Source organism: Streptomyces viridosporus (assembly GCF_002078235.1).
In the GTDB taxonomy this organism is placed as follows: Bacteria; Actinomycetota; Actinomycetes; order Streptomycetales; family Streptomycetaceae; genus Streptomyces; species Streptomyces viridosporus.
Genome location: NZ_MSGP01000161.1, coordinates 18,873 through 30,588 on the forward strand (window position 1 = coordinate 18,873; position 11,716 = coordinate 30,588).

9 protein-coding genes are annotated in these 11,716 nt (G+C 74.3%); 4 read left to right on the plus strand and 5 right to left on the minus strand.

The features are described 5' to 3' along the window. Positions 1-289: 289 nt before the first annotated feature. Entirely contained in the window at positions 290-1,708 is a 1,419-nt protein-coding gene (locus B7L92_RS12635) for a PP2C family protein-serine/threonine phosphatase (RefSeq protein WP_081237514.1), read from the plus strand. A 96-nt stretch (positions 1,709-1,804) separates the two neighbouring features. Here the strand turns inward: B7L92_RS12635 and B7L92_RS12640 are convergent, their stop codons facing one another. Next, on the minus strand, positions 1,805-3,298 hold the full coding sequence (locus B7L92_RS12640; RefSeq protein ID WP_081237515.1) for a DNA-binding protein NsdB: 1,494 nt from the start codon (positions 3,296-3,298) through the stop codon (positions 1,805-1,807). Positions 3,299-3,531: 233 nt separating this feature from the next. Here B7L92_RS12640 and B7L92_RS12645 point away from each other — a divergent pair, with 233 nt between their 5' ends. Both B7L92_RS12645 and B7L92_RS12650 read left to right on the plus strand, forming a co-directional pair. Next, positions 3,532-4,668, plus strand: coding sequence for an aminoglycoside phosphotransferase family protein (locus B7L92_RS12645; RefSeq protein ID WP_081237516.1), 1,137 nt, complete (start codon positions 3,532-3,534; stop codon positions 4,666-4,668). A 295-nt stretch (positions 4,669-4,963) separates the two neighbouring features. Continuing rightward, complete coding sequence (locus tag B7L92_RS12650; protein WP_081237517.1) at positions 4,964-6,922, plus strand: N-acetylmuramoyl-L-alanine amidase; 1,959 nt, start codon at positions 4,964-4,966, stop codon at positions 6,920-6,922. A 65-nt stretch (positions 6,923-6,987) separates the two neighbouring features. On the opposite strand, the gene B7L92_RS12655 is transcribed toward B7L92_RS12650, so the two are convergent. The 4 genes from B7L92_RS12655 to B7L92_RS12670 all read right to left on the minus strand — a co-directional run bounded on the left by B7L92_RS12655 (position 6,988) and on the right by B7L92_RS12670 (position 9,580). Continuing rightward, complete coding sequence (locus B7L92_RS12655; protein ID WP_004991805.1) at positions 6,988-7,485, minus strand: hypothetical protein; 498 nt, start codon at positions 7,483-7,485, stop codon at positions 6,988-6,990. Positions 7,486-7,575: 90 nt separating this feature from the next. Then, positions 7,576-8,175, minus strand: a complete 600-nt coding sequence (locus B7L92_RS12660) for a CGNR zinc finger domain-containing protein (protein ID WP_081237518.1) — start codon at positions 8,173-8,175, stop codon at positions 7,576-7,578. Between the two features lie 96 nt (positions 8,176-8,271). Continuing rightward, a complete protein-coding gene (locus tag B7L92_RS12665) occupies positions 8,272-9,177 on the minus strand; it encodes a universal stress protein (RefSeq protein ID WP_081237519.1) in 906 nt (301 codons plus the stop codon). Positions 9,178-9,337: 160 nt separating this feature from the next. Further along, entirely contained in the window at positions 9,338-9,580 is a 243-nt protein-coding gene (locus tag B7L92_RS12670; protein WP_081237520.1) for a DUF397 domain-containing protein, read from the minus strand. A gap of 198 nt (positions 9,581-9,778) precedes the next feature. Here B7L92_RS12670 and B7L92_RS12675 point away from each other — a divergent pair. After that, positions 9,779-11,716: alkaline phosphatase family protein (locus tag B7L92_RS12675; protein ID WP_081237521.1), on the plus strand; the 1,938-nt coding region annotated here is incomplete at its 3' end.

The window sequence follows — 11,716 nt, forward strand, 5'->3', positions numbered from 1 at the left end:
AACGGGGTGACCCACCGGTCGGCCACGAACGAACACCTGACCGTCGAACACGCGAGTGAGTCGCCACGAGTACCCGACGCGTCGTCATATCACTTGCGTATCATGGGAGTTGGCGATCAGTGCGACCCCTCGCGCATACCCCGGAGTAACTCCCCGAAGACGGTGGCATATGCCGCGGGCACCGCCTTATCGTGTGTTGCCAAATCCCTTACAGGGCGTCGCGGGCTGTGCCACAGTCGTAACGGTCCCTCCCCGCCCGAAGGCCGTACCGTTCCCATCGGAGTGCGTCATGCCGTCCCACCTCTCCGCGGGCCGCCCAGCCGCCCAGCCGCCAGGACCCGGCGGTGTCGACGCGCTCATCTCGCAGGCCCGGCGACTCAAGGGCGAGGTGGACGCCGTACGGCGCGACACGCCGGCCGACCGGTCGGACCCGCGGAACCGCTGGCAGCGCGCGCTGTACGACCTGGCGCTGCACCAGCTCGACGACCTGGACGAGCACCTGGCGCAGCTGCGGGACGGGCCGTCGCCGATGACCGCGGCCCCCGCGCCCGCGCCGGCCGCCGCGCAGGACGGCGGGCCCCTGCTCAGCAGGGTCGGCAGTGCGGAGTGGAACCTGCTCACGGACGAGGCGAGCTGGTCCGGGGAGCTGTACCGCATCCTGGGCCGCGACCCGGCCGCTCCCCCGCTCACCCTCGACGAGCTGCCCTCCCTGGTGCACGACGAGGACCGGCCGAAGCTGACGGCGATGGTCACGGACTGCCTGGTCGACGCCCGGCCCATCGACGGGGAGTTCCGCGTCGTACGCCCGGACGGCGGCGTACGGACCGTGCACATGATGGGCGAACCGGTACTCGGCGCCGACGGCAGCACCACCTCGATGTGGGCCGTGCTGCGGGACGTCAGCGAACTGCGCCGCTGCCGACGGGCGGTGAGCGAGACCCGTGACTCGCTGCACCACCAGCGGCACGCCGCCGCGCAGACCGAGCGCCGGCTCGCGGTCGAGCTGCAGGAGGCCGTGCTGCCCCCGCGGCACGGCTCCCTGCGGCTCCCGCACGGCGGTCCGCGCACCCTGGACCTCGCCGCCCACTACCTGCCGCCGTCGACGGGCACACCGATCGGCGGCGACTGGTACGACGCCCTGGAGCTGTCCGACGGCACGACGCTGCTCAGCGTCGGCGACCTGACCGGGCACGGGGTCGGCGCGGCCACGGGCATGGCGATGCTGCTCGGCGCCGTGCGCGGCATGGCGATGACCGGCACCGAGCCGGGCCCCCTGCTGGCCTGCCTCAACCGGTTGCTGGACGCCACCGTGCAGCCGGCCCTGGGCAGCGCCGCCTGTCTGCGCTACCGGCCCGACACCCGTTCCCTGGTGTGGGCGCAGGCGGGACACCCCGCCCCGCTGCTGTTCCGCGACGGGACGGGGCGCGCGCTGGACGCACCGGACGGCGTGCTGCTCGGGGCCACCTCCGGCGCCTCCTACGGGCAGGCCGAGGTCACCCTCGAGGTCGGCGACCTGCTGCTCCTGCACACCGACGGGCTGGTGCCCGGGCACGCCGGAACCGCGGCCGTCCACCGCCTCCTCGGCCTGGCCGCGCACTTCGCCGAGGCCCGCACCGCCCAGCACTGTGTCCGCGCGGTCGTACGGGAGTTCGGCGAGAGGGAGCGCGAGGACGGCGCCTGCGTGCTCGTGGCCCGGGTCGCCTCGTAGCGGGCGGCCGGCCGGTCCGTCCACGAGACGTCCGGGCGGTCCACCGGGAAGGACGACGGCCGCGCGGAGGTCCGGGACCGCGGGTGCCGTGCGCCCTCACGCCTGGGCTCCGGCGGCGCCCTTCCCCCTCGGCTTCGGCAGTGCCAGCCTGATCTCCTCCCTGAGCTCCTGGACCCTCGGGTAGGAGGCGTACTCGGCGGTGAGCCGGTACATCTGGCGCAGCCGGTCCCAGGTGCGGCGCGAGGAGTTGGACCCCATCGACATCAGGGCGAGGCGCGCGTACCGGTCGGCCTGTTCGGGATCGTCCGCGATGAAGCAGGCGGAGGCCATGGACAGATGGTCGAAGATCTTCGACCGCTCCCGCCCGTCGACGCGCAGGGACAGGGCCTTCTCCGCGTAGTGCCGGGCGTGCGCGGCCGCGCCGGGCTCGAACTCGGCCAGCGTGCGGTAGGCCAGGGCCTGCATGCCGTACAGGTCCTCGTCCTTGAAGGTCTGCATCCAGTCCGGCGGCTCCAGGTCGGCCCGGTCCGAGACGAACAGGTCCTCGGCGCGGCCCAGGGTGCGGCGCATCGCCTGGCCCTTGCCCATGGACGCCTGCGCCCAGGCCTCGATGGTGTGGAACATCGCGCGGGTGCGCGGCAGCACCTCCTCGCCCGAACCCGACTGGGCGAGCTTCATCAGGTCCAGGGCGTCGTCGGGCCGGCCCAGGTGCACCATCTGGCGGGCCGCCCGGGACAGCGCCTCACCGGCGCGCGGCCGGTCGCCCCCCTCCCGCGCCGCGTGGGCGGCGATGACGAAGTACTTCTGGGCCGTCGGTTCCAGGCCGACGTCGTGCGACATCCAGCCGGCGAGGACGGCGAGGTTGGCGGCGACGCCCCACAGGCGCCGCTGGAGATGGGGTGGGTGGTGGTAGGCGAGGATGCCGCCCACCTCGTTGAGCTGGCCGACCACCGCCTTGCGCTGGAGGCCGCCGCCCCGGGCGGCGTCCCAGGCGCGGAACACCTCCACGGAGCGCTCCAGTTCCTCGATCTCCTGCGACCCGATGGGGGCGGCCTCGTAGCGGTCGAACCCGACGGGTTCGGCGTGCAGGGGACGGTCGAGTCGTGGAGCGTCGGCAGTCAGGGTCGGATCGGTGTGCAGCCAGTCGTGCATGGCGCTGCTGAGTGCGGATCCCGCGGCGAGCGCGGCGCCCGCGCCCACCAAGCCGCGTCGGTTGAGCATGAGGTCCATTCCCGTGAATTCGGTGAGGACCTCGGCCGTCCGCTCGGGCGCCCACGGCACTCCGTCGGGATGTTCCGTCCTCCCGCCGCGTGGCCGTTTCCCCGCACGCCCGTGCCGGACCAGACCGAGGTCCTCGATGGTCACGACACGGCCGAGACGCTCGGTGAACAGAGCCGCCAGCACCCGCGGTACGGGATCGCGCGGGATTTCCCCCATGTCGATCCAACGCCGCACCCGGGAGGTGTCGGTCGCCAGCTGGGGGTGGCCCATGGCCGCCGCCTGCCGGTTGACCAGCCTCGCGAGTTCGCCCTTGGACCAGCCGGCCAGGCCGAACAGGTCCGCGAGCCGGGTGTTGGGTTGTCCGCTCACGTCAAGCCCCCAGGTTCTCGGCTGAGTTGACAGTAGCCCGGGGAGAGTTGCCGGGCGACTATTCGCCAGGGTTCGCCAGGGTGCGCCAGATGGTGTGCCAGGGGCCCTCGGGTGTCGAGTAGGAACGCGCCACCACGACCCGGTCGCCGCAGGGACACTCCCCAGGGTGTGCCTGGGCGGCCGGGCCGGGTGGTCGACGACGTCTCAGGCACACGAAGGGATCTGTATCGCCCATGTACGCAGCATCGTCCTCCGTGTCCGCCCCGCTCCGGCCGCTGCGTCCGCGTCCGTCGGACGGTGGCCCCTACCTCACCCCCGCGCGCCCGGCGACCCCCGTGCTCGGCCCGGGCACGGTACGGCGCCCCGCGGGACCGGGCACCCAGCCGCTCAGCGGGCGGCTCGACCTGTCCGGCCCGCAGGGTGCCCAGTTGCGCACGGCGATCGCGTCGGTGCACCGCATCTGTCCGGAGTTCGCCCCCGTGCAGGTGCTGCGCCGCAACGGCCGGTCCGTCCTCCTGGTGGGGACCGTCGGCCGGAGCAGCGCGGTCGCCAAGTGCTTACTGGACCACTCCCCCGCGTGGAGCGAGCGGATCCGCCACGAAATAGTGGCGTACCGCTCGTTCGTCCGGCACCGCCCGCCCGTGCGGGCGCCCCGGCTGATCGCAGCGGATCCGGACAACTGCACCTTGGTGATCGAGCGGATGCCCGGCCGGGTGGCGGCGCTCCAGCGGCACCCGGTCGAGGCGCCGCCGCGGGCGGACATCAGAGCGGCGCTCGGCGCGATCTGCCGGCTCAACTCCTGGCGGCCGCCGGCCGGCACCTTCGACGCCCCGCTGGACTACGCGGCCCGCATCTCCCGGTACCACGAGCTGGGCCTGCTCACCGACCGGGACATGGGCGATCTGCAGAAGCTGCTGCACGGCATCTCGCTCGCGGCCGGGCGGCAGGGCATGGGCCAGTTCTGTCACGGTGACGCCCTGCTCTCGAACATCCTGATCTCACCGGCCGGTCCCGTGCTGGTGGACTGGGAGCACGCGGGCTGGTACCTGCCGGGCTACGACCTGGCGACGCTGTGGTCGGTCCTGGGGGAGGCACCGGTGGCCCGGCGGCAGATCAGCCAGATCGCCCAGTCGGCGGGCCCCGCCTCGCGTGACGCGTTCCTGGTGAACCTGATGCTCGTGCTGACCCGCGAGATCCGTACCTACGAGACGGCCGTGCAGCGTTCGATGCACGACCCGGCCCCGGCGCCGGGCGCGGTCCACCCGGGTGCCGCGCCGTCCGGCGAGGAGCAGCGGCTGCTGCTGCGGCGGCTGCACGACGACTGCCAGCTGGCCCGCCGGGCCGTGCGCGCGGCGGTCGGCACGCGCTGACGAGGACGGCGGTCCGCGGTGCGCTCCGGCGGAGGCACACCGCGGACCGCGTGCGTCCGCACCCGGAGAGTCCCTCGGGCCGGGAGCAAAGACCCCTGGGGCCGACGCCATTGGTGCACTCCACTGACGCGCCGCAGGCCCCGCGGCCGTCGCCACGAAACTTCACCGGACCCCGATTGACCGGGGATATCGTCCCCTCCTGGGCATGATTGACGGATTATCAGCCGACCGGTACCACTGTCCCACCGCTCGGCTCCGCAGGGCTCTCCTCGCCCGACCGTCCCAGGAGGCTGCATTGCGACCATCCGTCCCCGAACCCGGCAGTGCGGCCGGGTCCCGACGCGCCCGTGGCGCCGTGTGCGCCCTGGCCGCGGCGGCGCTGACCCTGCCCCTGCTGGGCGCGGCCCCTCCCCCGTCCCCGCCGGACACCGCCCGGCTCCAGCAGGCGTTCGCCGCCGCGGCCGCCGCGTACGACGTGCCGCAGAGCGTGCTGCTGGGCGTCTCCTACCTGCAGTCCCGCTGGGACGCGCACGGCGGCGCCCCGAGTGTGACCGGCGGCTACGGCCCCATGCACCTCACGGACGCCCGTACCGCGCTCGCCGCGGCCGAGCACCACGGCGCGGGCGCGGAGGACCCTCGCGGCGACGACGCCCGTCCCCCGCTGCGTCCCGGGGCGCCCTCACCGCGCGCCGATGCCCTCCCGGCCCGTCTGACGACCCTGCCGGCGGCGGCCCGGCTGACCGGGCTGAGCCCCGAGCGGCTGCGCGAGGACCCGGTCGCGAACGTGGCGGGCGGCGCCGCGCTGCTGGCCGAGGCCCAGCGCCGGCTGGGCGAGCCGCCGAGCGAGGACCCGGCGGACTGGTACGGGGCGGTGGCCCGCTTCTCCGGCGCGGACGACACCTCGTCGGCGTCGGCGTACGCCGACGAGGTGTTCGAGGTGATCCGGGCCGGCGGGGAACGGGTCACCGACGCGGGGCAGCGGGTCGCCCTCGCCGCCCACCCGGGCCTGGCGCCCGACACCTCGACGCTGGGCCGCGCCGGCCTGCGCACCGCCTCCAACGCCGGGACGGAGTGCCCGGCGACGGTGTCCTGCGAGTGGATCCCGGCGCCGTACGAGGAGTTCGGGGACGGCGACTACGGCAACCACGACCTGGGGAACCGGCCCGCCTCGCAGCCGGTCCGCTACATCGTCGTCCACGACACGGAGGGCGCCTGGGAGGGCGTCCTCCACATGGTGCAGGACCCCACCTACGTGTCCTGGCAGTACAGCCTGCGCTCCACGGACGGCCACATCGCCCAGCACGTGAAGGCGGAGGACGTGGCCTGGCACGCGGGCAACTGGTACGTCAACGCGGCGTCGATCGGGCTGGAGCACGAGGGCTTCCTGACGGAACCCGACGCCTGGTACACCGAGGCGATGTACCGGTCCTCGGCCCGTCTGGTGAAGTACCTCGCCGAGAAGCACGGCATCCCCCTGGACCGGCAGCACATCCTCGGCCACGACACCGTGCCCGGCCCGACCTCGGGGGCCGTCCCCGGGATGCACACCGACCCCGGCCCCTACTGGGACTGGCGGCACTACTTCGAACTGCTGGGCCGCCCCTTCGAGGCCACGGCCGGCCAGCACGCCGGCATGGTGACGATCCGGCCCGACTACGACGCCAACCGGCCGGTCTTCACGGGCTGCGCGAAGGCGGGCGAGCCGTGCGCGGCGCACGGGTCGAGCGCGGTGCGGCTGTACTCCGACCACGACGAGAGCTCTCCCCTGATCAGGGACATCGGCCTCGGTTCCGCTCCGACCACCGGGGTGAACGACCTGTCGTCGCGCGCCTCCACGGGGCAGCAGTACGCGGTGGCCGAGCGCTGGGGCGACTGGACCGCCATCTGGTACCTGGGGCAGAAGGCGTGGTTCAGGAACCCGAAGAAGCAGCCGACCGCGGTCCCCGCGTCGGGTCTGGTCGTGACCCCGAGGAAGGGCCTCGGCTCCGTGCCCGTGTACGGGCGCGCGTACCCGGAGGAGGCCGCCTACCCGGAGGGGGTGCCCGCGCAGGCGGTGTCGCCGCTGCCGTACACGCTGCCGAAGGGCCAGCGGTACGTGACCGGGGGCAAGGTGCCCGGCGAGTACTACTACGCGGTGACCTTCGACGAGGCCTCGCACCGGGTCGTGACCGGCGAGGACCTGTACTACGAGATCCAGTTCGGGCACCGGGTCGCCTTCGTGCGGGCGGCGGACGTCACGGTGAAGCCGGCGTAGCACCGCCGCGCGCTAGGGGCCGGGCCCGGTCCGTACCGGGCCCGGCCCCTAGCGCGCGGTCGGGGTCAGCCCTGCTGGAACAGTTCCGCGGGCAGCGGCTTGAGGAGGGCGTACAGGTCGTCGGTGATCGGGCGGTCCCAGGCGGCGATGGTGACCAGCACGTTGTCGCTGCGGTCGAACTGCACGCAGGAGATCCGGCCCTCGGAGAGCTTGACGCGGCGCACGATCAGCAGGTTGTCGCCCTGCATCACCGGCACGTCCTCGGTGCCGACGACCGTGACCTCCTCGTCGTTCTCCAGCGCCAGCAGCAGCTGCCCGACCTCGAAGGGGACCTCGCCCTCGGGGACGTCCCGGGCCGGGGAGCCCTCCGGCAGGTTGCCGATGATCATCGCGGGGCCGCGGCCGCCGAACAGGTCGTAGCGCAGGAAGACACCCTGGCAACTGCCGTCGGGGGCGGGCAGCAGCCCGGCACCCAGATTGCCGGGCCAGTCGCCCGGGTCCATGGCCAGTACGTCGAAGTCGGGCCCGGCGGGAGTGGCACTGCGGCGGCGGAGGAACGACATGCCGCCATGGTACGTGCCCGGGCCCCCGGACGGTCAGCCGGACGGGCGGGCGATCGGCCGGGCCGACGGTCGGCCGGGCGGCGGCCGCCGCTACGCGGTCCGCCGGTGCCGCTCGTGGTGGCGAGCCACCCGGGCCCGGTTGCCGCAGGACGGCTTGCACCACTCCTGACGCGGGTGCTCCTTCAGGAAGTACCGCACGCAGCGCGGCGCGTGGCAGGCCCGCAGCCGCTGCCGGTCGGGGCCCGCGAGGAAGCCGATCGCGGCCTGCGCCAAGGCGGCGGTCAGGTCGTCCTCGCCCCGGACGGGACGCCGCTGCGCGACGGGTCCGGCCCCCTCGGCCCACCGCAGGACCGGCACGGTGGGGGTGCGGGCGGCCGCGTCGTTCAGGCGCCGCAGGGCCTCGGGCACGGGCAGCAGCCGGGCCGCGTCCGCGGGGCTCGGCGCGTCCGGGCGCACGGCGCGGGCGAAGAGGGCGCGGACGGCGGCGCGCAGCTCGCGGACGGCGGTGAGGTCCTCGGCGCCGGCGGTGAAGCGGTCCGCGCCGGGCAGGGCGTCCGGGTGGGCGCGCACCCAGGCGGTGAGACCGGCGGGGTCGGTCAGGTCGTCGGCGGTCCCGCCGTCGCCGTCGTGCCGGACGGTCAGGGCGAGGTCCAGGGTGAGCCCGGCGTCCCTGCTGATCGAATCCCGCATGGGCCGATGATAGGCACGCCGGGAGCCCCGTGCGGACGGTCGCGGACGTTCCGGTGCCCGTCCGGAGAGCGGGTTCCGGGGTGTCCGGCGCGGGGTCTACGCCTCCTCCGGCGGGGCCGGCGGGATCACCGCGACCGGGCTCTCCGCGTGCAGCAGGACGGCCTGGGTGACGGAGCCCATCATCCGGGCCGGTGCCAGCAGGCGGCGCCGGTGCCGGCCCACGACGACCAGCTCCGCTTCCCGGGAGGCCGCGACCAGGTGGCCGGCCGCGTCGCCGGGCAGCACCTGCGTCTCGGCGGTGACCTCGGGGTGCCGTTCGCGGTGCGGGGCGAGGAAGCCGTCGGCGAGGACGCGCGTCTCGTGCTCGACGGCGTCCTGGTCGATCTCCGGCGGGGGCACCTCCCCGGGCAGCATCCAGGTCTGCAGGGGCCAGGGGTAGGCGGCGACGATCCGGAGCCGGGCGCCGCGCAGGGCGGCCTCGGCGAAGGCGAAGGCGAGCGTGGCCTCGTCGGGGCTGTCGGCGTTCAGGCCGGTCACCACGAGGCGGTCCGACCCGGCCGGCGGCTCGCCGTCGGCCCCGCGTCCGGGCCGGGGCACCACGACGACGGGGCATTCGGCGTCGCGGGCCGCGGCCAGGGAGTTCGAGCCGAGCAGCAGGCTGGCGAAGCCGCCGCGGCCCCGGGAGCCGAGCACCAGCAGCCGGGCCGTGGCCCCCAGTTCGGGCAGCACGGCGCCGGGCGCCCCCACCAGGGTGGCGTACTCGACGGCCGGGGGGCCGGTGTGTCCCTCCAGGCGGGCGCGGACCTGGTCGAGGACCGGGTCGTCGTCCGGGTCGGGCGGGCCGGCGGCCAGGACCTCGGGCTGCGCCCAGGGGACGTACTGACGCACGTGCACGGCCCGCAGCGGGGTCCCGCGCCGACGGGCGGCGTCGAGGGCCCACTCCAGGGCGCGCAGACTGTCGTCCGAACCGTCGACCGCCGCGACGACCGGCTGGGTGCTCATCGTTTCCTCGCCTCCGGTGTACGACCTCCGCCTTCCCGGACCAGCCTGGCTCAGGCGGGGACCGGGGGAGGCGCTTCTGATCGCGTGTCCGGAAAAACGCGGGGGACACGTCCCTCGGCGGCGACGGCGGTCCGGCGGCCGGGGCTCCCGCGGGCCCGGATCACGTCAGGTCGAACTCCCCCTCCCGGGCTCCCGACACGAACGCGCCCCACTCGTCGGGGGTGAAGATCAGGGAAGGGCTCTCCGGGCGGCCGCTGTTGCGCATGGCGATGAAACCCTCCACGAAGGCGATCTGGACATCGCCCAGTCCGCGGCTGCTGGACTGCCACTGCGCGTTGCTGAGGTCCAGGTCCGGCTTGTCCCAGCCCATGAGCGGGCGCTGCTGGGTGGTGCTCTCGGCCACGTCCGTGCTCCTCCCGATTCCGTCGTCCGCGGTCAGCCTAGCGATCGGTCCCGGCCCCCGACAGGTCACGCGGGAAGTACCTTTCCGCGGCGGTGTCCGTTGAACCCGCGGGGCCGCACGGACGTACTGGTGAGGGCAGGCCCGCTCGTCGGGCCCGGTTTGCCATGCCATCGCAGGACCGCACGGAAGGACCCCCGGGTGTCGCTCTTCACTCGCTCCCGTCAACCGTCGGACACCACCGGGGGCGGCACGGAGGAGGACGGTGCCGCGCCCGCGCCCGAGGAGGTGACCGAGGCCGCGCCCCCCTCCGGGGCCGAGCCGTCCCCCGGCGCCGCGCCGCCCTCCGAAGCCCCCTCGCCCTCCGACGGCACGTCCTCCCCCGAGGCGTCACCGTCCTCCGACGGCACGCCGTCCTCCGAGACCCCATCGCCCTCCGGGGCCGCGCCGGCCGCCGCGCGCCCGGGACGGTCGGGCCTGCGACAGCGGTGGCCCCGTGCGGCGCGCGGCGTCACCGTCGGGACGACCGTCCTCGCCGGAGCGCTGGTGCTGTTCGCGCTCCTCGTGCCGAACCGCGTGGAACGGCTCGCGTTCGACGCGTTCCTCCGCCTGCCCGCCGAGGGGATCCTGCTCGCGGCCCTGCTGCTCGCGCTGCCGCCGAGGCCGCGGCGGATCGCGGCGGTGGTCTCGGGTGTCCTGCTCGGCCTGCTCACCGTCCTGAAACTCGTGGACATGGGCTTCTACCAGACGCTGGCCCGGCCCTTCGACCTGGTGCTCGACTGGATCCTGCTCGACGACGCGGCGGATTTCGTCCGGGAGTCGTTCGGCCGGGGCGGGCAGGTGCTCGCCGTGGTCGGGGTGATCGTCCTGTTCGTCTCCCTGCTCGTGCTCATGACGCTGGCGACGGTGCGGCTGACCGGCCTGATGGCCCGTCACCGCCCCGCCGCCGCCCGGACCCTGCTGGCCCTGGGCGTCGTGTGGATCACCTGCGTCACCCTGGGCGTGCGGATCACCGGCGTCCCGGTGGCCACCAGGGGCACCGCGGAGATGCTGGGCAACCGCGTGGAGCAGGTGCGCGCGGGCCTGCGCGACGCGCGGGTCTTCGAGGAGCAGGCCGCCGTCGACGCCTTCGCGAGGACGCCGCCCGACCAGTTGTTCACCGGGTTGCGCGGCAAGGACGTCCTGTTCACCTTCATCGAGAGCTACGGCCGGGTGGCGATCGACGACCCGGCGATGGCGGAACCGATCGACGCGGTCCTCACGGAGGGCACCGACCGGCTGCGGTCCGCCGGCTTCGCCTCGCGCAGCGGCTGGCTCACCTCGCCGGTGACGGGCGCCGGCAGCTGGCTCGCCCACTCGACCTTCCTGTCCGGCCTGTGGATCGAGAACCAGCAGCGCTACCGCAGTCTGACCACCAGCGACCGCATGACCCTCACCAGCTACTTCCGCAAGGCCGGTGACTGGCGCACCGTCGGCATCGTGCCCGGGGTGCGCCGGGCCTGGCCGGAGGGGAAGTTCTTCGGGCTGGATCACATCTACGACTCCGAGCACCTCGGCTACCACGGTCCGTACTTCAGCTGGACCCCCGTGCCCGACCAGTTCAGCCTGGAGGCCTTCGAGCGCCTGGAGCACGGCAGGAAGGACCGCCGGCCGATCATGGCGGAGATCATCCTCGCCTCGAGCCACAACCCCTGGTCCCCCGTCGCCCGCATGATCGACTGGGACGACCTCGGCGACGGCTCGGTGTTCCACGAGATCAAGAAGGAGGGCACGGATCCGAAGGAGGTCTGGAAGGACCCGGAGAAGGTGCGCACCGAGTACCGGCGGGCCATCGAGTACTCGTTGCGGAGCCTGACCGAGTGGGTCGAGCGGTACGGCGACGAGGACACGGTCCTGGTCTTCCTCGGCGATCACCAGCCGGTCCCCACCGTCACCGCGGGGGACACCGGCAAGGACGTGCCGGTCACGATCGTCGCCCGGGACGAGAAGGTGCTGGAGCGGGTGGAGGGGTGGGGCTGGACCGACGGGCTCAAGCCCGCGCCCGATGCCCCGCGCTGGGGCATGGACGCCTTCCGCGACCGCTTCATGACGGCGTTCGGACCGCAGGGGGCGCCGGCTCCCGGGGCGCCGGCGCCCCGG